This window comes from Lactobacillus sp. W8174, from assembly GCF_016100975.1.
GTDB lineage: Bacteria > Bacillota > Bacilli > Lactobacillales > Lactobacillaceae > Lactobacillus > Lactobacillus juensis.
In genome coordinates this window covers 132659-157462 of the sequence record NZ_JACFRN010000004.1, presented here as the reverse complement: position 1 = coordinate 157462, position 24804 = coordinate 132659, and the positions used below count along the sequence as shown (strand labels likewise).

Below are 24804 nucleotides of genomic sequence, written 5' to 3'. Positions count from 1 at the left end.
CCTTTATATTAATTATATATTTAATTAGTAGTATTAGTAGGTCCTGTGATTTCTGTTGAAAAGTTATATGACTCTTAAAATAACGTAATTATTACGGTTAAGAAAATGTGTACAAGTTCGTTACTTATCCACAGTTAATAACTTTTAGCGGTCAAGCATTTGCTTTAAGTCAAAAACTGCAGTTTTAATATCAGAATTCGTTTTAATTTCTCTGCTAATTTTTTCGTAAGCATGCATCACGGTTGTGTGATCTTTACCGCCAAATTCCTGACCAATTTTAGGCAGGCTGGAATCAGTCAGTTCACGGGACAAGTACATTGCAATTTGCCTAGGAACCACAATTTGCCTGACCCGCTTTTTTCCTTTCAACTCAGTTGTTGAAGTTTGGAAATAATTAGCAACAACTTCTTGAATTTTAGAAATCTGCAGTCCCTGATTCTTTTGAACTAGTTTAAGATCTGCCAATGCTTCGCGAGCCAAATTAACATTGATATCTTCATGCTCAATTGTAGCGTGGGCTTGTACTTTTACCAAAGCCCCTTCGAGTTCACGAATATTAGTATCAACTTGCGAAGCAATGTAGTCTAAAGTGCTGTCGTCGATTGTTAAATTTTCAGCCTCAGCTTTTTTGCGCAAAATCGCAATCCGTGTCTCTAGATCGGGCGGAGTAATTTCAACTTGCAAACCCCAAGTAAATCTTGATACCAGCCGTTCTGACAGATCAGGAATTTCAGTTGGAAGGCGATCACTCGTCATGACTATTTGCTTTTGATCATTATAAAGGGTCTCAAAAGTATGGAAAAATTCTTCTTGGATACCCTCTTTTTTAGCGAAAAATTGGATATCATCTACAAGTAACAAGTCGCAAGTGCGATATTTTGCACGAAATTGATCTTGAGTTTTGTTTTTGATTGAGTTTATAAAATCATTAACAAAAGTTTCACTTTGAATATAAACGACTTTGGCATTGGGCCGCTCTGCCAGCATTTGATGTCCAATAGCTTGCATCAAGTGTGTTTTTCCTAGTCCCACGCCACCAAAAATAAAAAGGGGGTTGTAAAAACTGCCCGGACTGTCTGCAACAGCTAAGGCTGCACCGGCGGCCAGCTTATTGCCTTCACCCTGAACAAAATTGTCAAAAGTGTACTTTTCATTAAGCTTAAGATTGCGCACAAACGCGTTTTCCATTTGTGGGCGTGTATTTTCCGATATTGACTCGTTTTTTGGCTTAGGTGTTACCAGTCGTTCACTACTTTTTTCACCTTCAATTTGAAAAACAGGCATGACCTCAATATTAGCGTAGCCGTAGGCAGACTGAATTAATTGCGAAGCTAAATTTTTTTCCCAATATCCTTTGGTTACAGGATTTTGCACGGCAATTTTTAGTTCGTGCGTATCCTTATTGTAGGAAATTGGTCTGGTATTTTTGAACCATGCATTATAAGCAACTTCATTAAAATGTTCACGCATCTCACTATTGAAATGATGCCAAAATTTATTAATGTCAAACAAAATAATTCCCTCCGCGTACGTTAAGCAAAACTTATTTTACCATCTATTAAAAATGTTTTCCACAAGTGCACAAAAAGAATTCAGAATTAACAAGCTGTGGATATAATTTACAGAAAAATACACAAAAAAATGAGTAAATTTGAGATGGTTTTGCTTATTTACAATTTTAACTGTGGAAATCTTTTGCTTTAATAGCAGTAAATTTCACGGAGCGTGAAACATATTATCCACATAGTGTGCAAAACTTTTTAAACAGACTGTAGATTGTGGATAAGCTTGTGCAAAATGCTGTGAGTTAGAAACATGTGGATAAGTATTTAGTAAAAACTTTAAACAAAAAAAGTGCTTCTTACGATAAGATTTTTGGGTGTTCAGTTTTTCTAGTACAAATTTGACTTTTCTTTGTTCTTCCTGGGATGAATGCAAATTTATAACATTGAATTAGAGGGTGATATTCTTGGATCCAAAAAAACTCTTAAATAGTAAAGAACGTAAATTTTATATTTTAGCCCGAATGATCAATGGAGAACATGTTAGTTATCAAAAATTATCTGATGATTATTTTGTTTCCCGCAGCAGTATTGCAAATGACATTATTAATATCAAAAAGAGACTATCTAAGGATAATATCCCTCTGCTTTTTAACAATTCTGGATCATACATTGGCGGAGGTGAAATAGAAAAGCAAAAAATAATAAAACGAGTCGTAATTGATTTGTTAGGTAATAGGGAAGGAAAGCAATTAATTAGTTTATTTATTGATAGTAGGTTGCTGAAAACCATTTTTAAATTATTTCATCAAAAATTACAAACTTGGAAACTTGAAGTTCCAGAAAATAATATAGGTGATATTTCTATTTCTACAGCAATATTAGTTTTCAGAGGTATGAATGGATATCAAATTAGTTGGAAAAAGAAGGATCAGCTTGACAGCGTATTGATGCAGTTTGATAAGTACCCTTTAGTTTACCAATTGTTGAAAACTGTGGAAGAAAGTGAAATATATCATTTTAATGATACAGAAATGCAGTACCTTTATTACATAATAATTGGTAATGGCTTTAATTTTTTCATGAACAATGGACAAATTCCTGCTGAATTTAAGTCAGAAGTGAAGCATTTAATAGCTAATGTTAGTGACAGCTTAAATATAGATTTAACAAAAGATTCATCATTATTAGAAAAATTATTAGTGCATCTTTATCAGATGAAGCTGCGGCTTGAATCAAAAACTACGGTTATTAATCCTTTATTACAAGAAATTAAAAATAATTATCCTGATTTATATGGGGTAGTTTGGTATGCATTAAGTGAATTTAGTGAAAATAATCATTTAGCTGTTTCTGATGATGAAGTTGGTTTTGTGACATTACATTTTCAAGCGGCCGTTGAACGTAATAAAGAAATAAACAGAATTCTTTTTGTTTGTCCAAATGGTATAGGAATGAGTTCCTTAATTTGTGCAAAAATGAAAAGAATATTACCGGCTGCGGCTTTGACTGAGGTTACTTCAAAGCATGATTTGGTAAAAAAAGATTTGTCGAATGTTTCACTAATTATTTCAACTATTAAATTAAGTGAACAACAAGTACCTGTGGTGAATATTTCGCCTATTATGACGATTTCAGATATGAAGAAAATTGCCAGTTCTTATATCGATGTAGTGACAAAACAAAATGCTGAAAAGAAAGACGAGCATATAGTTATTAATGATGTTGGACCTTTCTTAAAAGGGAACATATTTTTTATGGATGAAAAAGTAACCGACAACATTATTGATGTCTTATTAAAAAGTGGTACTTGGAATGATGAAAAAAGTTTTGAAAGTTATAAAAAATCACTGAAAAAGCGTGAAAAACTGCAGTCTACATATATCAGTAATGGTTTTGCCATACCTCATGGCGATCCTAAATTTATTACCAAAAGTTCTATTGCTGTCGCGATTTTAGATAAACCTGTCAACTGGGGAAATAATCGTGTTGATATTATAGCAATGTTAATGATTAAAAGAACTGATAAAAAAATAGTTGAACCATTTATGAATCTAATTATGCATGGAATAAAAAATAAAGAATGGTTTATTTCAAAAATGATGGAGGTCAAATAATAGTGACATGTTCTTTGTTTAATGAAGATAACGTTCAAATAATAGATACTGCTATGAATTGGAAGATTGCATTACAAAAAGCTAGTGAGCCTCTATTAAAAGCAAATATTATTACGCCAAAATATGTTTCAAGCATGATTGAGAGCATTAAAAAAAATGGACCCTATATGGTCCTAACTGATTATTTTGCTCTGATGCATGCCAGACCAGGTGATGGTGTTAATAAAATGGGTATGAGTTTACTGGTTTCACGTAACCCAATTGATCTTGAAGGTAAACCAGTCAAAATCTTTTTAGTAATGGCTGCAATTGATAATACTAGTCATTTACAAAGTTTGCAGAAAGTTATTTCGATTTTTATGGATACAGAATCTTATAAAACTATTTTGAGTGCAAATAAGTCGGCAATTATTTCAATGTTTAGGAAAGTAAAGGGTTAAGTATGAAAATTTTAGCAGTATGTGGTTTTGGAGTTGGTAGTTCAATGGTTTTAAAAATGACATTGGAAAAAGTAGTTAAAGAATTGGGAGTAAATGCTGAAGTAAAGAATACAGATATTGCATCAGCTAAAGCAGAACAAGCAGACGTTTACTTTACCAGTGCTGAATTGAAACCGGATCTTGAATCGTCAACCGACAAACCAGTTTATGCAATTAAACGATACATGGATAAAGATGAGGTACTTAAGGCAATGAATGCATTTTTAGCAAATAAGAAAGGTAACTAACTATGGATATTCTAAAATTTATTTCAAATAATATTCTGCAAGATCCACCTGTTTTGCTTGGACTAATTGCAATGCTGGGGCTAATTGTTCAGAAAAAGCCCATTGCAGAAATAGTGAAGGGCAGTATGTCAGCTGCCTTCGGTATGATAATTCTTACTGAAGGTGTAAATATGTTAACTGGTGTGGTATCAGCAATTAATACTGCTATTCAAACCAAAATGGGTATTACAGTTGCAAAAGGCATGACAGATATTACCTTTACAGCTCAATATGGCGGAGATGTTGGTATGGCTATGTTTTTAGCACTTGTGATTCACATTTTGATTGCCAGATTCACTCCAATAAAAACCATTTTCTTAACTGGTCATATGCTTTGGTGGGTTCCTTTTGTTATTGTAGCCGGTGGTGTAGAAGGTGGATTAAGAGGCATTAATTTAATTGTTATGAGTGCTATCCTTTCTGCACTATACTTTTCGATCGCTCCGTGGATTATGCGGAAGTACGTTTGGGCGGCTACTGGTGATGACTCTTTCTTAATTGGTCATCCGACAACAATACTTTCATTAATTTCAGGTTTTGTAGCAAAACATGTTGGTAATAAGAAACATTCTACAGAAGACTTGAATGTTCCCAAGGGGTTATCTTTTTTCCGTGATATTTCAATTACGGGTGGCATAGTAATGTTTACGGTAGATATTATCGTGGGCATAATTGCCCCTACATTGGTTCCAAAAGGCAGCAATTTGTTTACTGTTGCATTAAATGCTGGTTTAACTTTCGGCGGCGGATTATTGATTCTGCTTTATGGAGTACGCTTGCTGGTCAACCAGATTATTCCAGCCTTTCAAGGAATTTCTGAAAAGCTGGTACCAGGAGCAAAGCCCGCTTTTGATGTGCCGATTTTGTTCAACTACAAGCCTAATGCTGTGATTATAGGTTTTCTTTCTGCCTTTATTACTTCAACTATTCTGGTGCTGATTGCCAATGTAACTAATCTTTTTGGAATCTTGATTGTGCCATTGATGATCACAAGCTTCTTCGAATGTGGGGGAGCAGCCGTAATAGGTGAAGGACAAGGTGGAGTTAAGGGTGCAATTATTGGTACCGCAGTTGCATCTGTTGCCATGGTAGCCCTAGTTGGAGTCTCAGCTATGATGATGGGAAGTACAATTAGAAATTGGATCCTTATTTTTGGAGGAAATGACCTTTCTTTATGGAGCATTATTAGTAAACTTATAGGAAGTTTGTTTGGAGGTATTTAATAATATGTATCGCTATATTGATAAAGTTGAAAGCATTCTTGACGCAGTGAAGAGAGACGAAAGGGATAGTATTGAAAAAGCGATAAAAATAATTACTGAAGCAAACATCAACAAGAACTCTATTTATATATTCGGTGCCAGTCATGCAGGTATATTAGCAGATGAAATGTACTATCGTGCCGGAGGGATGATAACAATTAATGCCATATTTGGCAGAGAGGTAATGCTTGACAGGAAACCCATTACTTTTACTAGTAAAATGGAAAGACTTGAAGGCTATGGCTCTGCACTGGCTAGTACAGTGAATTTTAAACAGAATGATGTCTTAATACTACATTCTGTTTCTGGAAGAAATCCCGTTATTATTGACCTTGCACTTGCTGCCAAAAAACTGGGCGTAACAATTATTGGATTGACTAATTTAAAATATTCAAAATCAGTAACAAGCCGGCATTCATCAGGAAAAAGATTATTTGAAATTGCAGATGTAGTAATTGATAATCATGGTGATATAGGGGATGCTGCATGTTCTATAAAAGGTACGGAGCAAAAAGCAGGGCCAACTTCTACTGTGGTAGGTGCAGCTATTTTAGATAATATTGTTGTAGAAGCAAGTCAAAGATTAATAGAACATGGAAATAAAGAGGCTCCAATTTTTTATTCAGCTAATATTGATGGGGGAGATCAAAAGAACAAAAAACTAATTAATGAATATCATGATATGATTCATTATCAATTTTAGATGAAAAAAAGCATATATTTGAAATAAGTCCCAAAAGTCAGACAACTTTTGGGACTTATTTTGTCTCTTTTAATGGGTATGCGTTTTATTTTACGAAGAATATATTATTTATCTAATAACTATTGTTTTGATTATAAACACTCAATATTAGAAAATGTAATTTTAGCTTGATATTGCTAAGACAATTATTAAAGTAAAAAGTAATATGAGCACGCTTTCATAGCTTGTTTACATATTAATTAAGTTTACAGTCATCTTAAGTAAAATTTTGATATGTAAAGAAGGTAAATTTAATGAATTTTGAAGAACGAGTTATTAGTCAATCAATCAATTTGACAGATTTAGAAGATAAAATTGTTAAATATTTTTTTAATAACAGGGAACATATTAGTGATTTAAAGATTACTTATTTAGCCCACAAATTTTATACCTATCCTAATACTATTACCAGACTTAGTCATAAGTTAGGGTATACGGGATTTTCCGATCTAAAGAGTTCAATTAAAAATGAAAATCTTGAAGGCAGGAAAGCAGGAGATTACGAGCAAAAGGAATTACAAATAAATTTAGAATTAATCAATCAGATGAAAAGTGAGAAAGTGTTAGATAAGTTAGTAAATGCTAAGAAAATCAATTTTTATTCAATGGGCCAGACTGCTTATGCAACAAGGTTAGTCGTAGGTAATTTCTACGCACTTGATTATAAGTCGTTTTTTTATGATTATCCGAATGACCTAACTCACATAATAGGACACGAAAATGATGATGTTTTCTTTTTAATTAGCCTTTCCGGTAACAAAAAGCAACTGATTGAATTGGCTAAGGAGATTAAAAGTCATGGTAATTTCCTGATTACACTAACTCATCTTTCAATCAATCCTTTAGCGAAATTGGCTGATGAAAGGCTTTATTGCTATTCTCCTGATAAAAGGGTGGATGATTATAATGTTACTGATAAAACACCGATATTACTTGTGATGAATGATTTATTTAAAAAATACGCTGAAAAATTAAATAAGAAAATAACAAGTGTGTAATATTACACACTTGTTATTTTTTTAAGGGATTGCGAGTGTACTTTTCCAAAAAATCAAGGGTAAAAAAATGTAAGCGCTTATAATTGCACTTGAAACAACAAAGGGAGGCGTGAAGATGAGTGATGAGCAAGTAATAATGCAATTAATTTCACAAGGAGGTAGTGCCAGATCTAATAGCATTGAGGCAATTAGAAAAGCCCGCAAGCGAGATTTAAAGGCTAGTGATCTATTAATGCAAAAAGCGCACGATGATCTAGTCAAAGCACATAACTTACAGACTAAGTTGTTACAAAAAGAAGTTAATGGTGAGGGTGAAGCACCAACTTTATTAATGGTACATGCACAAGATCATTTAATGAATGCAATGACAGTAAATGATTTGGCAAAAGAAATAATTGCAATTTTAAGTTCAAAGGAGACAAAAGATGACTTATAAAATTATGTTAGCCTGTGCAGGTGGCTTTTCTACAAGTATGTTAGTGACACAAATGAAAAAGGCAGCTAAGAAAGAAAACATCGACGTAGAAATTAATGCTGTAGCTGAATCTGCTCTGAATAATTACGATGATTTAGACATTATTTTACTCGGGCCACAAGTTGGTCATATCAAGCCTGAACTAGAAAAAGAATTTTCTATCCCAATTAGGGTAATTGATCAAATGGATTACGGAATGATGAATGGTGCAAAAGTTTTAAATGACGCCATGAAAGTATTGAAACGAGAGGGGAAAGCTAATGACAGCAGCAAATAAAACCAATCTAAGTAAATTACGAGATAAGATACAAACAGGAATGGGCAAGTTCCAGCGTAACAAATACGTTTCTGCTATTGCTGGTGGTATGATGGCTATTCTGCCTGTTTTAATGGTAGGATCATTCGCTTCAATATTTTTCAGTTTAAATATAGGCCCTTATCAAGCTTTTATTACGCAAAGCGGCTTGAAAAATATCTTTAATATTATTACTGCAGTTACTACAGATATTTTGTCAATATATGTTGTCATTTCATTGTCTAATAGTTTAGCAGCAGAACTAAAAGTCGATAAGTTTATGGCTATAATCTCTTCTCTTGTGGCTTTTTTATTGGTTACTCCAATGCTAGTTCAAAAGGGAAAATTTATTGGACTTGATATGAGTTACATTGGTTCGCAAGGGATGCTTGTTGCAATGGTTGTAGCACTAACTGCAACCAGATTATTTGCACTTTTTGCGAATAACAAGCACTTAGTCATTAAAATGCCAGACAGTGTCCCAGAATTTGTTTCAAAGACTTTTGCTTCTATGCTGCCGATTTTTTTGATTACAATAATTTATGCAATCATTAATTTCTTGTTTGCTTTGACACCATACCATAATATTGATGATATGATTATGAAGTTGATCCAAATACCGCTTCAGGGCTTAGGCTCAAGTCCGTTTGCAGCTTTAGTTTTAGTTTTCTTCGCTGAATTTTGCTGGTTTTTCGGAATACATGGTACTATGGCGACAACAGCAGTACTATATACACTATTTTATCCGTTCGATGTAGCTAATTTAAATGCATTTAAGGCAGGGGTTGCTCTACCTTATATCGTAACAATGACATTTATTACTAATCAAAAGGGACCACGGGCACTAGCATATGCGATTTTATGCTTACGTTCTAAGAGTGAAAGATTACGTTCACTTGGTAAGGTAGGTTTCATTCCAGCCTTCTTTGGTATTAGTGAGCCGTTTAAGTTTGGTATTCCTATGGTCTTAAATCCATTAGCATTTATTCCCTTGACTATGGGTGGAACTATTAGTGTAGCGGCTACTTACTTAGCAACATATATAGGCTTAATTCCTAGACCTAATGGGATTCCTGTTCAAACGGCGGGAACACCAGAATTCTTTAGAGCGTTTTTATTAGGTGGCTGGCGCATGGTTATTTGGCATGTTGTTCAATTATTAATTTTGCTTGCAGTGTGGTATCCGTTTATGAAACTAATTGATAAACAATGTTGTAATGAAGAAGCAGTTAAGGCACAAACTGCCGAGTAAAGGGGAAAATAGATGATTTCACAAGTTGAAGTTAAATATCTGAATCAGAATAACTATTCATTAAAATGGAGGAGTGCTAAAAGTGTGGCAATCTATTTATTACCTCGACCTGATGAAGAAGTATCCGAATTTTTAATGGAAACAAAAGCAAACCATGCAGAATTTAAAATAACTAAATATTACCGGCCTTATTTTTTGCTAAAGGATGAGGATAACCAAATAATTTACACTAACAGAGTTTTACCACTTCAAGGAAGTAATAATTTTCGTGATTTGGGAGGCTATATTGGTGCAAATGGCAAACGTATTAAGTGGGGTAAACTTTTTCGTTCAGATCACTTGCATCGTTTAACTGAACACGATAAAAAAGTTTTAGATGATATCGGAATAAAAACAGTGATTGACTATCGCAGTGAAGATGAGTATCAGTCACAACCGAATCAAATTTGGTCAACTCTACAACAGACTGTGCATTTAGTACCTGAAGCACAAAGAGCAGTTTTAGCAGCCAAGGCAGGTAGTACTAAAGAAAAGGTACGCCAACTAGTACAGCGTGAGGTTGATAAAAATGTTAAGTTTGATAATTCTGGTAAAACAATGATTGATCAGGGGAAAGACTTTGTTCGGCTAGATGAAAATAAAAAGATTTATCGTAAGATGTTGACTGTTGTTTTAGACGAAAAGAATATACCACTTGATCAGCATTGTCGTGGTGGCAAGGATCGGACTGGTTACGGTGTAGCCTTAATTTTGTATTTACTTGGTGTAAATATGGATACTATTCTTGAAGACTATATGTTAACTAAAACTTTACGTATTCAAAGAAATAAAAGACGAATGGCGCAGTATGCAAACGAAACTAATGACCAGAATGTGTTAGATTACCTGTTTTCCATGCTTGATACTAGGTCGGAATACCTAGAAGCGTCGTTTGCTGAAATGATTAATATTTCAGGGAGCATTGATTCATATTTAAAGAATGAATTGAATATAAGTAAAAATGATGTTGTCAGACTAAGAAATATGTATTTAGAATAAGTTTTATTATCACAAAAAAATAAGTCCCGAAATTATCTTATTAATTGCGGGATTTTTTAAAAGTACCATTAAGCGTATAATTATAATAAATTAAAACATTTTTATTTTATTAAGTTTATACTGCTAAGAAGGTATTATATGAATTATCAAGATTATGTTGAGCTGGGCTTAAAAGATGATGGCAATTTAAAGCTGATCCTTAAAGGAAATGTAGAAAATAACGGTCAGAATAAGATAGGGGTCGTCAGCGTTATTTACATTACAAAAGATGTTGCTAAAGCTAAACAAAAGATAAGTGAATTAAATGCCAGTAAAAAAGGAGACTATTACATGGTTTATAGCTGCCCTTTAGATAAATATTTACCAGATCTCGGGCACTGTCCGTCAATTGAAATTACGCAAGATGACTTGTCCCAGGAAAAGTTCTAGATATTAAAGGTAAAGAATAAAAACAGATTGCATCTTTGAAAGAGGAAATAAAGATTATAAGGTTGATCAAGCACTTTAATGGAAAAGGTCAAGACCTATTAGAGTGAGACCATATATTTAGGTATAAATTCGTATTTTTTTGACTTTTTACTTGGTTTTTTACTTTAATCATGATATTCTAGATATTAAATTGTGCAGTCTGCATACAAAAAATTGGAGGTGTAGTTTAATGACAACTAAAAGAACTTACCAACCTAAAAAGCGTCACCGTTCAAGAGTTCATGGCTTTATGAAACGGATGAGTACATCTAATGGCCGTAAGGTTTTGGCTAGACGCCGTGCAAAAGGTAGAAAAGTCTTATCTGCTTAAACCACTGAAATCCCAGTGGTTTTTTTAATTTATAAGAGTGGAATGAAACGTTTTGAGAAAGTCTTATCGTGTTAAAACAGAAAATGATTTTCAAACAGTTTTTAAATCAGGTAATTCAATAGCAAATCGGGCTTTTGTTATTTATCAACTAGATAAACCGGAAAATAAGCATTTTCGCGTTGGTATTTCTGTTGGTAAAAAGGTCGGACATACTGCTGTAGTGCGTAATCGCCTCAAACGTTATATTCGTGCTGTTCTTACGGAAAATAAACCTTTAATTAAGTCGCATATTGATTTTCTAGTGATTGCTAGACCGTATGCACGCAATTTTGGATGGGATGATGTTCGTAAGAACCTCTTGCATGCACTCTTTTTAGCCAATATAATTGAAGAGATACCGAATAAAGTTGAGGAAGATTAGAGTGAAAGACATTTTAACTAAAAAGAATGTCAAGCGTCTACTTGTACTGCTGACAGTAGTTGCATTAGCAGTTGTTTTAACAGGTTGTGCATCAACTGGCACGCTAAAACCAGTTTCACATACAAGTGGCAGCTGGTGGGATCGCTGGGTCATTTATTATATGTCCACGTTTTTGTTGTGGCTGTCTAAGCTGATTGGCAATAATTACGGCTGGGCAATTATTATCTTTACGATCATTGTACGGCTAATTTTGTACCCACTTAGTGCAATTCAGATTAAGAGCACTACCAAGATGCAGAAAATTCAGCCGGAAATGGACGCTTTGCGTAAAAAATATCCGGGCAGCGATACAGAGTCACGTACTTTACTTTCGCAAGAAACGAATAAGCTCTATAAAGAAGCTGGGATTAATCCCTATGCCGGCTGTTTGCCTTTAATTATTCAGATGCCAGTTATGCTTGCATTATACGGAGCGATTGCTCAAACTCCACAACTGATGACCGGTCACTTTATGTGGATGGATTTAGGTAAGCCTGACCCATATTATATTATGCCGATTTTATCAATGGTTTTGACATTTGCGTCAACATACATCAGTCAACTTTCAATGCCAAAGGAATCACAGACTTTGTCATCAAAAATTATGACTTATGGTATGTCAATTATGGTTGGTGTAATGGGTATTTACTTCCAGTCAGCTATTGTAGTTTACTGGGTAATTTCCAATTTATTCCAAGTAGTTCAGACTTTTATTCTGCAGAATCCAATTAAATATCGGCGTGAGCAGGAAGAAAAAGAGCGCCAAGAACGCGAACGTAAACGGCAACTAAGAAGAACGTATAAACGGTTAAAACGCAGAAAATAATATTAATCTAAATTAATGATTTAGATAAAGTAGTCAAAGTGCTTTATCCATCATGATTATTCATGGTGGAATAATGCGCTTTTTTTATTGAAAAGGAGAAAATCATGGCACAAACTTTAACGGAGTTTGATACGATTGCAGCGATTTCAACGCCAATTGGTGAAGGTGGCATTTCTATTGTCCGCATGTCGGGTGAACAAGCAGTTAAAATTGCCAATCAGGTTTTCAAGGGTGCGAATTTAACTAAAGTGCCAACGCATACTATTCATTATGGGCATATAGTTGATCCTGCAAGTGAGCAGGTGATTGACGAAGTTATGGTGTCCGTGATGCTGGCACCCAAGACTTTTACTAGGGAAGATATTGTTGAGATTAATTGTCATGGCGGTATTGTTGTTACTAACCGTATTTTGCAATTATTATTAAAAACTGGAGCGCGCATGGCAGATCCTGGTGAATTTACTAAAAGGGCGTTTGTTAATGGTCGCATTGATTTAACACAAGCTGAAAGCGTGATGGATATTGTGCGCGCTAAAACTGATAAGGCCAGACAAGTGGCTGAAAATCAGCTGCAAGGCGGCCTGCTTGAGAAAATCAGGGCAATGCGGCAGGAAATTTTAGATACACTAGCCAATGTAGAAGTTAATATTGATTATCCTGAATATGATGCAGATACTGTCACAGCCAAGCAGATGATGAGTGTTTCTCAAGCGGTTATTGCTAAAATAGATAAATTGCTCAAAACGGCAGCGGAAGGAACGGCGTTACGTAACGGCTTAGCCACTGCAATCATTGGTCAGCCTAATGTTGGGAAATCTTCTTTATTAAATTATCTGACTCAAAGCGACACAGCTATTGTGACCGATGTCGCCGGCACGACCCGTGACACATTAGAAGAATATGTCTCAGTTAAAGGTGTCCCCTTAAAATTAATTGATACTGCCGGCATCAGACATACTGATAATAAGGTAGAAAAAATAGGAGTTGAACGTTCCAAAAAAGCACTGGCAAAAGCAGATCTAGTTTTGCTCTTGTTTGATTCAAGTAAGGAATTAACTCAAGAAGACTATGACTTAATTGATGCTACCAGTGGGAAAAAGCGTATTGTCATTTTAAACAAAACGGATTTGGGGCAAAATGTTTCTGCTGCTCAGGTTAAACAGTTGACCAAAAGTCCAGTAATCGCTATTTCAATTTTACAGAAACAAAATCTTGCTCAGTTAGAAGATGCAATAAAGGAACTGTTTTTCCAGGGTATCGAGAATTCTAATGATCAAGTTATGGTAACTAACCAGAGGCAAGTTGGCCTTTTGGAAAGGACCAAAAAGCAGCTTCGAGATGTCGTTCAGGCATTAAAGGACGAAGTACCTTTAGATATTGCTCAAATAGATTTCAACGGTGCTTGGGATACATTGGGTCAGATTACAGGAGAAAGTAGTCCTGATGAATTAGTTAATGAATTGTTTAGTCAATTTTGTTTAGGAAAATAGGTGTAAGTTAATGATTAAAAGTTATGACTCAAATGATTATGATGTCATTGTTGTTGGTGCTGGTCACGCTGGCAGTGAGGCAGCTTTAGCTAGTGCCAGAATGGGCCAAAAGACATTGCTTTTAACAATTAGTCTGGATATGGTAGCATTTATGCCCTGCAATCCATCAGTAGGTGGTCCTGCCAAGGGTACGGTAGTGCGGGAAATTGATGCTTTAGGTGGCCAAATGGGTAAAAATATTGATGCAACTTATATTCAGATGCGCATGTTAAATACGGGTAAAGGACCAGCTGTAAGAGCACTACGGGCACAAGCCGATAAATGGCAGTACCATGAGCAGATGAAAAAAGTGATTGAAGAAACGCCCAACTTGACTTTAAGGCAAGCGACAGTTGATGAACTGATTGTCGAAGATGGGGTCTGCCAAGGCGTAGTTACCAATACGGGAGCTAAATATCACGCTAAAAGCGTTGTTTTAACCACTGGTACTTCAGCTCGCGGGCGCATTTTTATTGGTGAATTAAATTATTCTTCCGGTCCCAATAACACAGTACCCGCAATTAAATTATCAAAGAATCTGGAAAAATTAGGATTCAAACTGCGCCGTTTTAAAACGGGCACACCGCCACGTGTTAACAGTAACACCATTGACTACTCTAAAACTGAAGAAGAACCTGGTGATAAAGTTCCGCGTCATTTTTCTTATGAAACTAAAGATGAAGACTACCTCAAAAATCAGGTTTCCTGCTGGATGACATATACTAATAAGACTACACATAAAATAATCAACCAAAACCTGACCCGGTCCCCGATGTTTTCAGGAGAAATTAAGGGAGTGGGACCGCGTTATTGTCCGTCGATTGAAACCAAAGTTGTTCGTTTTGCAGACAAGCCACGTCACCAGATTTTTCTGGAACCGGAAGGAAGAAATACTAAAGAAGTTTATGTTGGTGACTTTTCCACCTCCATGCCTGAAGAAATACAGCTAAAAATGTTGCATTCGGTAGCTGGTCTTGAGGATGCGGAATTGATGCGGCCTGGTTATGCTATAGAATACGATGTAATCGATCCCTGGCAGTTAAAACATACCTTGGAAACGAAAAATATCAAAAATTTATTCACCGCTGGACAAATGAATGGTACATCCGGCTATGAAGAAGCAGCAGGACAAGGACTGATTGCCGGTATTAATGCCGCTTTGCGAGCTGCCGGTCAGCCGGGATTTACATTAGGCCGTGATGAAGCTTATATCGGCGTTTTAATCGATGATTTAGTAACTAAGGGGACAGAAGAGCCTTATCGTTTGTTGACCTCAAGAGCGGAGTATCGCTTGATTCTGCGTCATGACAATGCTGATTTGCGGTTGACTGATTACGGTTTTCAACTGGGCTTAATCTCTGAAGAGCGCTATTCTCAGTTTTTAGCAAAGAAAGAGCAAATTGCGCAAGCTGCTAATGCTGTTAAAAAGATTACTGTTCACCCCACTAAAGAGGTACAGGACTACCTTGCAAGTATCGGAGAAGACAAGCTCAAAGCCGGTGTTAAAGCAGATGTTTTCTTGAAAAGGCCCAAAGTTAGGGTAGCGGATATTGAACGCTTGACGGGGATGCCTATTTCGAATGAACGCTATGTTAGAGAGCAGATCGAAATCAACGTTAAGTATGCTGGCTATATCAAAAAGGAACAGCAGCAAATTAATAAATTACACCGGCAGGAAGCAAAGAAAATTCCTGCAGATATTGACTATAATGCAATTGATGGCTTGGCAACGGAAGCGCGCGAGAAATTTACCAAAATCAGGCCAGAAACAATTGCGCAGGCTGAACGGATTTCTGGAGTTAATCCGGCAGACATGGCAATTCTAAGCGTTTACGTACAAAATGGTCGCTACGCTAAAATTCATAAATAAATTTAGTAAAAATTTAAAACTTATAAAAAATATTTTTCTTTAAATAATGCACACAAAAGGATACACAAATTTTGTGGTAATGATCAAATAATCACAAATATGATTATTGCTATTACCTAAAAGTTATAAATTAATTGCTTAACTTTGTGAAGATAATATTTTTACAAAGCGCTTACATCTTGCGATAATCGTAAATTTTGCTCACTTGAAATTGTGAAATTATATGTTTTAATACAATATGTAAGTAAACATGTATTTAAGGAGATGCACTTTAAAATGGCAAAAATTAATGGCGCAAATGCCATGCTCCAAGTTCTATTGGACTGGCATATTGATCATATTTATGGTTTTCCGGGTGGCTCATTTGACTCAACAATGAACGCTATCCATGACTTTAAGGGTAAGATGAAGTATATTGAAGTTCGGCATGAAGAAGCCGGTGCTTTAGCAGCTTCAGCTGAGTATAAATTTACTGGCAAGGTCGGCGTATGTTTTGGTTCAGCCGGCCCTGGTGCTGTTCACTTGATGAACGGTTTGTATGACGCAAAATACGACAAGGTTCCTATGGTTGCTATCGTAGCTAACGTTCCAACTGGTCGTCAGGATATGGATTTCTTCCAAGCTTTTGATGAAAAGCCTTGGTTTGATCCAGTCGCTGTTTGGGATCACCAAATTAAGCGCGCAGATCAAATTCCTTCAATGATGGATGAAGCAATCCGTCAAGCATATGCTAAGAAGGGTCCAGCTGTCTTAATCCTTCCTAAGGACTTTGGCTGGGACAAGATTGATGACAATTTCCGTGTAAATTACAATGCATTGCAAGCAATTCCTAATTATGCAGCTCCAAGAAAAGACGAAGTTGAAGCAGCTGTAAAGGTTCTTGAAGAAGCAAAGAACCCAGTTGTTTACTTCGGTTTAGGTATGAAGGGTCATGGCGATGTCTTAGAAAAATTTGCTGAAAAATTCAAGACTCCATTGATGTCTTCAGTTATGGCTAAGGGTGTTGTTGAAGATAAATGCCCAGCTTACATGGGTTCAATTGGTCGTGTAGCTCCTAAGCCAAGTGACGATATTCAAACTCATGCAGATGCTGTTATCTGGGTAGGTAATGACTCACCATTCTCATTGTTCTTCTTTGACCCTAAGGCTAAAGTTGTACAAATTGATGTTGACTCAGAAAAATTAGGTAAGCGTCACGCTGTTGATGTTCCAATTTTGGCTGATGGTGCTAAGACTTTACAAGCTATTATTGATGCTGGTCAAGCTCGTGAAGAATCACCACTTTATAAGGCTGCTATTGCTGACCGTCAAAACTGGGAAGAATGGGAACACAGCTTTGACGATTCAGACGAAATGCCAATTCGCCGTGAACCAATCTTTGATATTATTAACAAATACGCTGCTGATGATGCCCAATTTGCTATTGATGTTGGTAACATCAACATTGACTTCCAACGTTTAGTAAACTTGCACGATGAACAAACTTGGGCAACTTCAGGCTTGTACGCAACTATGGGCTTTGGTTCACCAGCTGCACTTGCTGCTGCAACTGCTCACCCAGAACGCGAAGTTTGGAACTTGAGTGGTGATGGTGGTTTTGCGATGATGAGCCAAGAATTGTTGACTGAAGCTCGCTACAACATGCACATCTTAAACGTTGTCTTTACAAATGAAACTTTAGGTTACATTGAAGCTGAGCAAGTTGATGAATCACACCAACCATTATCAGGTGTTATTATGCCTAATAACGACTGGGCTAAGGTTGCTGAAGGTATGAACGTGAAGGGTGTAACTGTACGTACTAAGAAGGAATTCGAAGACGCAGTTAAGGAATTCAAGCAAATGGATGGACCAATGTTGGTTGACATTAAGTTCACTCATGACATGCCTTACTCAAGTGAATTGAATACTCTTGATGATCCAGAATTCGTTAAGAAGTATCAAGCAGAAGCATTGAAACCATTTAGCTACTTTGCTGACAAGTACGGTGTGGTAGCAGATGCTGCTTCAGGTGCTTCAGAAGCAGAAGAAGAGGAACCGGAGCCAGAACCAGAGCCTGACACAACTTCAGGTGCTTCAGCTCACTAATAGCCATATATATTGGTTTGAAAAAAGCGAAACTTTTTGAAAGTTTCGCTTTTTTGCGGTCTTACAAGTATAATGATAGAGTATGAAATTTAAATGATGGAGGACTATAAATGCAACAGTTCGGAATTATAGGCTTATCAGTAATGGGTAAGAACCTTGCTTTGAATGTAAGAAATAATGGCTTTTCCGTTTCTGGCTTTTCTATTGATAAACCAGAAGTAGATGCTTTTGCCAAATATGAAGATGATAAGTTGAAACCAACATATTCATGGGGAGAATTTGTTGATTCTTTGGAAAAACCACGTAAGATTTTAATTCAAATTGCGGCTGGTAAACCAGTTGATGAAACTTTACAAAAACTTTTGCCACTTTTAGATAAAGGCGATATCTTGCTTGACGGTGGAAATTCAAATTTTCATGATACTAACCGTCGCTATCATGAAATGGAGCAACATGGTATTCACTTTATTGGTATGGGTGTTTCTGGCGGTGAAGAGGGTGCGTTAAAAGGTCCAGCTCTGATGCCAGGTGGAGATGAAGATGCTTATAAGAAAGTCGCTCCGATTTTAGAAGCAATTGCAGCTAAAAACTCTGAAGGTCATCCATGCGTCAGCTTTATTGGGCCTGAAGGCAGCGGTCACTATGTTAAGATGGTACATAATGGGATCGAATATGGCATTATGCAGGAATTCTCTGAAGTTTATGATATCCTACGTAAAGTTGCAGGCAAAACAAATGATGAAATGTCAGCTATTTTTGCTCACTGGAACGAAGGGCTGGTTAAAGCCTACCTTAGTGAGATTACGGCTGAGGTTTTAAAACAAAAAGACAACCTGACGCCTGACCATGTTGTTGACCATATTTTAAATGTGGCTTCTTATAAGGGTACTGGGAACTGGATGCTGGAAGACGGCGTTCACTTAGGCGCTCCAATTAGTGTCATTGCAGAAGCAGTTATTAGTCGCTTCATGTCTAAGGCCACTACTCGTGAAGGTAAAGAAATAAAGTGGAATGGTGAGGTTCCACAGGACCTGGTTGATAATTTGGGTAAAGCACTGCAATTAAGCCAAGCTGTTGCATATGCTCAAGGCTTTCAACAACTAAAAATGGCTGCAGATGCATATAACTGGGATTTACGGTATCCTGCAATTGCTCAATCTTGGGAAGCAGGCTGCATTATTCGCTCATCAATGCTAAAAGATATTGAAAAAGCATTTGCTGAGGGTAAAAAACTCGACAACATGTTCCAAGATCCTTACTTTAAAGACTTAATGGATAAAAATATCCCAGCATTACGAAATGTAATTGTGCTGGCAACTAAAGCTGGTATTCCAACACCAACATTAAGTGCATCATTGAACTACTTGGAATCAATTTTCAATCCTAGTCTACCTGCAAATTTAATTCAGGGCCAACGTGATTACTTTGGTGCTCACACATACTTTAGAAATGACCGTGATGGTGTTTATCACACAGAATGGTATGAAGAAAAATGATGTTACACGTGTAACAACTAAAACCAGTTAAGTCGCGACTTTAACTGGTTTTTTGCTAGTGTTAAATAAAGAAAGTGGAGGTAAAATGAGAGATAAAAAAGTACAGATAAAACTCTTAGTAGAAGCTATACTAGTAGGGCTTGCTAGTGGCTTTGTCGTGGGAATCTTTCGCTTTGGCATTGCCAAGATGACGAAATTGTGGCTTACTCTGTTTCACGTGGCACATCAAAATGCATTGTGGTTCGTCCCAATTATATTTGGTCTTATTTTAGTTGGATTAATCGCAGGTTATTTTGTTAAACAATATCCCCATGTTGGCGGGTCTGGTATTCCGGAAGTTAAATTGCAACTCGAAGGAAATTTAACTTTACAATGGTGGCCTACATTATGGCGTAAAGTTATTGGGGGCATTTTAGTGATCAGTACAGGCCTATTTTTAGGCCCTGAGGGACCTTCTTTGCAGATAGGCTCAACTATAGGTCAAGGTATTGGCGAGGGCACTAAGGAGTCGAAAACTAATGCTCGAGTACTATTAGCTACCGGAGCGGCTAGTGGATTAGCCGCAGCTTTTGGAGCACCATTAAGTGGTGCGTTGTTTGTACTTGAAGAAGTTTTTCATAATTTCTCTCCCCGCGTTTGGCTAAATGCATTGGCAGGAGCATTAGTATCAGATTTTGTCGTATCAAATATTTTTGGCCAAAAGCCATCTTTGTCTCTCATTTATCGTCATACTTTTCCCGTAAAGCTATATGGTTATTTGTTACTTTTAGGCTTAATTTTGGGCTTACTAGGTCACCTTTATAAAGTTGGTTTATTTAAAGTAAAAAAGTTATATGCTAAAATCACTTTCTTGCCTAGTTGGCTATATGGGTTAATACCTCTTGTTTTATTGATACCAATTGCTTATTTTTGGCCCTTAATTACTGGTCCGGGAAATAGATTGATTTTAGCTTTACCACAAATTATTAAACAAAGTAGCTGGAAAATAGTTGGTATGTTACTGTTTTTCTTTATTGTGAGAATTATTTTTTCCATTATTTCTTACGATTCAGGCTTGCCTAGTGGTATTTTCTTGCCCATATTGACAATGGGTGCTGTAATTGGAGCAAGCTACGGCCTTATTTTGGTTCAATTACATTTATTGCCTGCAAAGCTGGTGATAAACTTGGTTATTTTTGCAATGGCTGGGTTCTTTGCTGCTGTAATTCGAGCCCCATTTACAGCTATTATATTAATTACGGAAATGGTGGGGTCGCTGCTGCATTTAATGCCTTTGGCTGTGGTAGCTTTTGTTGCCCTGCTGGTTGATGAATTGCTCAATGGAGACCCAATTTATGGCACATTGGCGCGAGCAATGGTTGCAAATAATAAGAAGCATACTCCCGCAATATCAGGCAAAACTGATCAACTAACGGTACCAATTTATGAGGATAGTCAACTTGCAGGCAAAAAGATTATGCAGATTAAATGGCCTAAACATACATTGGTTAAGGCAGTGTATCATGATGGCCAGTATCTAATTCCCAACGGGCAAACATTAATTAAAGCCGGTGATTCATTAGTTTTAACACTAGATGCTGGCCGACGCGGAGAAGTATTTGGCCAGATAAAACAAATGCAAAGAGTAAAATATGATGGCTAAAGGGTGTAAAAAAATTATTAGATAAAAACTATAAATACTTAAGTCTGGATTGTTTCCAATATACAAAAGGAAACAATCTTTTTATTTTATTTTAGATTATAAGCCTTTGGCATGCTAACTATAGTCAAATTGTAGTGATAAATAAAAATTGTTCTATAAATGTAGAACTATTTTGGTTACTTATACTATTGAATTATAGCGCTTTCAAATATATTGTGTAATTAGGGATGCATCCATGAAAACAGAAGGGATGAAAAATGAATACAGATTTAATGTTGAGATATATTGAAGATACGCCGAATGCAATTACTGATCTTCTTGATACTTTTGAAAGAGTTTACTCAAAAGATAAACTTCCGGCTGCCAAAAATATAGTTTTTATTGGTTCAGGAAGCTCATTTAACACAGCATGTCAGGTAACATTTTTTTATGAAAATTATCTAGGACTTAATACTCAAGTTTATTATCCTGATACCTTTTTAAGTATTAGAGAGTTAAATTTAAGTAAACAAAGTACTCTAATAGTGGTAATTTCTGAAACAGGAACAAGTACTTATACAAATATGGCCTTGAGCAAAGCTAGAAAAGATGGCTATAAAACAATTGCTCTTACACAATATAAAAATTCACCATTAGCGAATAATTGTGATTATTATTTTAATTTTTGTTGTGGGGAGGAAAACTGCAATGCAAAAACAAAAGGTTATACAAATAATTTAATATTACTTTACTTATTAGGAACTATGCTTGCTAATACATCTTTTGATAGTAGCAAGTTGATTAAAGAAATTGAAGAAATAAAAAAAGAGATCAAAGATTTAATTGAAAGTTTCCCGCTTTGGTTTAGTAAGCATCATGAATTAGTTAGAATGAACAATATTTTAGTTGTTGGAGCGGAACCATATTTAGGTGCCACTAAAGAAGCAGCATTGAAAATGTCAGAAACTATGTTAGTTCAAAGTTCATTTACAAACGCTGAGGAATTTCCACATGGTTTTCATCGTCCAGTTAACCAAAATAGCAACATTTTTTTAATTAATAGTACTGCTTATCCACTAGAAAAAACCACTAATTATTTTCAAACAAAAATTAATAATATGATTCTAATTAATACCGTAGATAAGCAAAATGGAGATTTCAATATAAAGAAGCATAAATATTACTTAGAGGCAATAACTATTGGAATTGTTTTCCAATTATTTGCTTACTATATACCTACTTACTTAGGTTTAGATCCAAATCGTAATGCAAATGATGACTATGATGAGTTAATTAAGAATAGATTGACTTAGACGATTAGGTGATAGATATGGAAAGAAGAGCAAGATTATTAATTAAGTTAATAGAATCGAATAATTATCTCTCTAGTGCTCAATTATCTAATATCTTTTCAGTTTCTACTAAAACGATTTTTAATGATCTTGAAAAATTAGAGTCGGTATTGTGTAAATTTCAACTAAATATTAAGAAAAAGCCCGGAACTGGATTAAAAATTACTGGCTCTTCAGAGCAGAAAGAGAAATTAAAAAATTATATCTTTGAAAATCTTTCAAGTAACAAATTTGAAATTACAATGCGACAAATTGATATTTGCTTGTATGTGTTTATTCATGAATCTTATGTAAAAGATATAGCTGCAAATTTTTTTATTAGTCGTAGCACTGTGAGTAGAGATATTAACCAGATAAATAATAATTTTCTTTCCCAATATAATATAAAGATAATAAAAAAACATGAAATATTTAAAATTGAAGGTGATGAAGTAACAAAGCGAAAAGTATTATCAAAACTCATATTTATGAAGTCAGACTTTAATTTGGAAAATGAGATATTAAAAAATGATGTCCCACTATATATTAATAAATTGTTTAATATTGATCTAAATCCATTAATAGAATTTATTAATAAGCTTGAATATGACTTTAATATTAAATTTACAATTGAATCCAAAAAAAACCTACTAATACATTTAGCTATATCAGTGAAAAGAATAAAACTTGGGAAAAATATTACATCTGTTGGAAAGATCAAAGATAAGCTCACTAATTATGATGTATATATTCCGATATTAAAAAAAGATATTTTAAGTATCGAAAAAAGTTACAGTATAACTTTTTCTGAAGAGGAATTGTACTTAATTCTTTTGTATATTTTTAGTTCTAAAGTTTTAGACAAAAATAATTATGATGCAGACAAAGATTTTAAATTAAAAACTAAAAAATTTGTACAAAAAGTTAGTGAAGAGACAGACTATAACTTCAATGGCGATAAAGAATTGCTTAATTCATTGTGTGTGCATTTAGAAGTCGCAGAATTAAGAATAGATTTTGAATTAGAGATTTATAATCCTTTTTTAAAGTATATTCTTGAACATGATTTGTACCTGTTCATAGCTGTACAAGATAACATAAATATTATTTTTGATAAAAAGGTGCCAGATTCAGAAGTTGCTTTCATAGTTACGCACTTTATGGCTTCAAAGGAAAGATCAATCAAGAAAAAGAATGTTTTAATTGTATGTTCAAGCGGCATTGGCATTTCTTCGTTACTTAAAGAAAGAATTATAAATAATTTTCCTCAATACAATGTTATTGGCACTGCCTCTATAGGTGAAATTAAACAGTACCAAAAAGTTGATCTCATAATATCTACAGTAGATCTTAAAAAAATAACTGATAAAAAGTATGTAGTCATAAAGCCTTTTGATAACATCAAAAATATTAATAATATTATTTCTCAAATTAATGGTAAACAGCAAAAAGTATCTATTAAATTTTCCATTGATCATTGTTGGTTTTTAAGCGAAGTTAATAATAAACAACAAGTATTAGAGAAAATTTCAAAAATATTGAGTGATAATCGATTAGTTTTTCCCAATTATGTAAATGTTATAAAAAAGAGAGAAAGAATAGGCTCTACTTATATTGGCGAAAATGTAGCTTTAGTTCATGGTATATATAAAGAAAAGCATTTAGTCCCTTCTTTGAATATTTTTAAACTAAAAAAAGCAATTAATTGGTCAAAAAATGAAAAAGTAGATTTAATAATAAATTTTGTTGCAACTAAAAATTCTGAGAAAGATTTTAAATTTATTTTTCAAAGAATGGGAAAAAGCATAGATGATATCCAGTTTTGGAATAGCTTAAAAGCTATCCCTTTAAAAAAAATACCAGAAATGTTAAATGAAAGGTTTAGATTATAGAGATGATCAATACTGACATAGTATTTTTAGATTTAAATTTACAGACTAAAAAGGAAATAATTGATTTCCTGATTAAAAAACTAAAAGAGCACAACTATTTAAGTTCAAGTTCAAAAGATTTTAAAAATAAAATTCTCATAAGAGAAAGCGAAGTAACTACTTATATGGGTAATTCAATTGCTATACCCCACGCAAAGTCAAGTGATGTTAAAAAGCCATTCATTACCTTTTTAAGGTTAAAAAAACCGCTTGAGTGGAACGGGGATACAAAGAGTCTGGTGAATATGATTTTTATGCTGGGAGTGCCAAATAAAAAGAGTGATATACACTTAAAAGTATTGTCGAATTTAGCAAAAAAATTGATAAATAAAGAGATTTTGAATGCTCTAGCAAAAACAACAAGTGAAAGCGAAGTAATAAAAATTTTAGACGAAAAGGGGTAAAG

Annotated in this window: 23 protein-coding genes; 22 read left to right on the top strand and 1 reads right to left on the bottom strand. The window is 34.9% G+C overall.

The features are described 5' to 3' along the window. Positions 1 to 144 precede the first annotated feature (144 nt). Positions 145 to 1512 carry a chromosomal replication initiator protein DnaA gene (dnaA, locus tag H3U49_RS06815; protein ID WP_198180706.1) on the bottom strand — a complete coding sequence of 456 codons (1368 nt, stop codon included), beginning with the start codon at positions 1510 to 1512 and terminating at the stop codon, positions 145 to 147. A 457-nt stretch (positions 1513 to 1969) separates the two neighbouring features. Between dnaA and H3U49_RS06810 the strand changes: the two genes are divergently transcribed. The 22 genes from H3U49_RS06810 to H3U49_RS06705 all read left to right on the top strand — a co-directional run bounded on the left by H3U49_RS06810 (position 1970) and on the right by H3U49_RS06705 (position 24802). Continuing rightward, on the top strand, positions 1970 to 3619 hold the full coding sequence (locus tag H3U49_RS06810; protein WP_198180705.1) for a PRD domain-containing protein: 1650 nt from the start codon (positions 1970 to 1972) through the stop codon (positions 3617 to 3619). A gap of 2 nt (positions 3620 to 3621) precedes the next feature. Next, positions 3622 to 4059 (top strand): PTS sugar transporter subunit IIA, encoded by a 438-nt coding sequence (locus H3U49_RS06805; RefSeq protein WP_370567322.1) that lies wholly within the window; start codon positions 3622 to 3624, stop codon positions 4057 to 4059. A 2-nt stretch (positions 4060 to 4061) separates the two neighbouring features. After that, the gene (locus H3U49_RS06800; RefSeq protein WP_198180703.1) at positions 4062 to 4346 is read left to right on the top strand and encodes a PTS sugar transporter subunit IIB; all 285 of its coding nucleotides are present in this window, start codon (positions 4062 to 4064) and stop codon (positions 4344 to 4346) included. Between the two features lie 2 nt (positions 4347 to 4348). Continuing rightward, positions 4349 to 5608, top strand: a complete 1260-nt coding sequence (locus tag H3U49_RS06795; protein ID WP_187154188.1) for a PTS ascorbate transporter subunit IIC — start codon at positions 4349 to 4351, stop codon at positions 5606 to 5608. 4 nt (positions 5609 to 5612) lie between these two features. Continuing rightward, positions 5613 to 6350 carry a sugar isomerase domain-containing protein gene (locus H3U49_RS06790; protein WP_109586969.1) on the top strand — a complete coding sequence of 246 codons (738 nt, stop codon included), beginning with the start codon at positions 5613 to 5615 and terminating at the stop codon, positions 6348 to 6350. Between the two features lie 293 nt (positions 6351 to 6643). Next, the gene (locus H3U49_RS06785) at positions 6644 to 7387 is read left to right on the top strand and encodes a MurR/RpiR family transcriptional regulator (RefSeq protein ID WP_198180702.1); all 744 of its coding nucleotides are present in this window, start codon (positions 6644 to 6646) and stop codon (positions 7385 to 7387) included. 115 nt (positions 7388 to 7502) lie between these two features. Then, positions 7503 to 7823 (top strand): PTS lactose/cellobiose transporter subunit IIA, encoded by a 321-nt coding sequence (locus H3U49_RS06780; RefSeq protein WP_198180701.1) that lies wholly within the window; start codon positions 7503 to 7505, stop codon positions 7821 to 7823. Beyond that, on the top strand, positions 7813 to 8139 hold the full coding sequence (locus H3U49_RS06775) for a PTS sugar transporter subunit IIB (protein ID WP_198180700.1): 327 nt from the start codon (positions 7813 to 7815) through the stop codon (positions 8137 to 8139). Before H3U49_RS06780 ends, H3U49_RS06775 begins: the two co-directional genes overlap by 11 nt. Beyond that, positions 8123 to 9409: a PTS sugar transporter subunit IIC gene (locus H3U49_RS06770; RefSeq protein WP_198180699.1), complete on the top strand. Its 1287-nt coding sequence runs from the start codon at positions 8123 to 8125 to the stop codon at positions 9407 to 9409. Before H3U49_RS06775 ends, H3U49_RS06770 begins: the two co-directional genes overlap by 17 nt. Positions 9410 to 9421: 12 nt before the next feature. Next, positions 9422 to 10447, top strand: coding sequence for a tyrosine-protein phosphatase (locus H3U49_RS06765; RefSeq protein WP_198180698.1), 1026 nt, complete (start codon positions 9422 to 9424; stop codon positions 10445 to 10447). A 138-nt stretch (positions 10448 to 10585) separates the two neighbouring features. Next, positions 10586 to 10876, top strand: a complete 291-nt coding sequence (locus H3U49_RS06760) for a hypothetical protein (RefSeq protein WP_198180697.1) — start codon at positions 10586 to 10588, stop codon at positions 10874 to 10876. A 229-nt stretch (positions 10877 to 11105) separates the two neighbouring features. Continuing rightward, positions 11106 to 11246: a 50S ribosomal protein L34 gene (gene rpmH, locus H3U49_RS06755; protein WP_003549412.1), complete on the top strand. Its 141-nt coding sequence runs from the start codon at positions 11106 to 11108 to the stop codon at positions 11244 to 11246. 52 nt (positions 11247 to 11298) lie between these two features. After that, positions 11299 to 11667: a ribonuclease P protein component gene (rnpA, locus tag H3U49_RS06750; RefSeq protein WP_198180696.1), complete on the top strand. Its 369-nt coding sequence runs from the start codon at positions 11299 to 11301 to the stop codon at positions 11665 to 11667. Between the two features lies 1 nt (position 11668). Then, positions 11669 to 12532, top strand: coding sequence for a membrane protein insertase YidC (locus tag H3U49_RS06745; protein ID WP_198180695.1), 864 nt, complete (start codon positions 11669 to 11671; stop codon positions 12530 to 12532). A gap of 104 nt (positions 12533 to 12636) precedes the next feature. Then, a complete protein-coding gene (gene mnmE / locus H3U49_RS06740) occupies positions 12637 to 14022 on the top strand; it encodes a tRNA uridine-5-carboxymethylaminomethyl(34) synthesis GTPase MnmE (RefSeq protein ID WP_198180694.1) in 1386 nt (461 codons plus the stop codon). Positions 14023 to 14032: 10 nt separating this feature from the next. Beyond that, positions 14033 to 15931, top strand: a complete 1899-nt coding sequence (mnmG, locus tag H3U49_RS06735) for a tRNA uridine-5-carboxymethylaminomethyl(34) synthesis enzyme MnmG (RefSeq protein ID WP_198180693.1) — start codon at positions 14033 to 14035, stop codon at positions 15929 to 15931. A 276-nt stretch (positions 15932 to 16207) separates the two neighbouring features. Then, positions 16208 to 18019: a pyruvate oxidase gene (spxB, locus tag H3U49_RS06730; protein WP_198180692.1), complete on the top strand. Its 1812-nt coding sequence runs from the start codon at positions 16208 to 16210 to the stop codon at positions 18017 to 18019. A gap of 110 nt (positions 18020 to 18129) precedes the next feature. Continuing rightward, positions 18130 to 19515 (top strand): NADP-dependent phosphogluconate dehydrogenase, encoded by a 1386-nt coding sequence (gndA, locus tag H3U49_RS06725; RefSeq protein WP_198180691.1) that lies wholly within the window; start codon positions 18130 to 18132, stop codon positions 19513 to 19515. A gap of 85 nt (positions 19516 to 19600) precedes the next feature. Then, positions 19601 to 21157: a ClC family H(+)/Cl(-) exchange transporter gene (locus H3U49_RS06720; RefSeq protein ID WP_198180690.1), complete on the top strand. Its 1557-nt coding sequence runs from the start codon at positions 19601 to 19603 to the stop codon at positions 21155 to 21157. Between the two features lie 257 nt (positions 21158 to 21414). Then, a complete protein-coding gene (locus H3U49_RS06715; RefSeq protein WP_198180689.1) occupies positions 21415 to 22449 on the top strand; it encodes an SIS domain-containing protein in 1035 nt (344 codons plus the stop codon). Positions 22450 to 22466: 17 nt separating this feature from the next. After that, the gene (locus H3U49_RS06710; protein ID WP_198180688.1) at positions 22467 to 24359 is read left to right on the top strand and encodes a PTS sugar transporter subunit IIA; all 1893 of its coding nucleotides are present in this window, start codon (positions 22467 to 22469) and stop codon (positions 24357 to 24359) included. 2 nt (positions 24360 to 24361) lie between these two features. Further along, positions 24362 to 24802 carry a PTS sugar transporter subunit IIA gene (locus H3U49_RS06705; RefSeq protein ID WP_198180687.1) on the top strand — a complete coding sequence of 147 codons (441 nt, stop codon included), beginning with the start codon at positions 24362 to 24364 and terminating at the stop codon, positions 24800 to 24802. Positions 24803 to 24804: the final 2 nt, after the last annotated feature.